This window comes from Paraburkholderia sp. J63, assembly GCF_905220245.1.
In the GTDB taxonomy this organism is placed as follows: domain Bacteria; phylum Pseudomonadota; class Gammaproteobacteria; order Burkholderiales; family Burkholderiaceae; genus Paraburkholderia.
The window spans coordinates 1-254 of record NZ_CAJMZF010000226.1 but is presented as its reverse complement, the minus strand read 5'-3'; the positions used below and the strand labels follow the sequence as shown (position 1 = coordinate 254).

Genomic DNA, 254 nt, shown 5'->3' with positions numbered 1-254 from the left:
CTTTGTCGGCCTCGCCACCGCCCGCACCCGGGCTTGCGTCGCCCATCAGCGCGAGTAGCGGCCCGAACGAGCGATCGAGCGGATTGACCACCGGCGCCTGCGTCGCATCGCCACCGCTGTCGCCAAACAGCCCCTGCGCCTTGCGCACCAGCGTATCGGTGAGCGCCTGCGAGGAACGGCCCGCCTCGCCCTGGTACTGCACCGCCTTCATGACCGCGAGCAGCGGCGAGGTCTGCGCATCGGTCAGACGCGTT

The 254-nt window shown here is 70.5% G+C and carries 1 protein-coding gene; it reads right to left on the bottom strand.

The genetic code is table 11. The annotated features are described in order from the left end of the window. A partial coding sequence (locus U5775_RS39290) for a hypothetical protein (RefSeq protein WP_322063480.1) occupies positions 1–254 on the bottom strand: 254 nt, incomplete at both ends.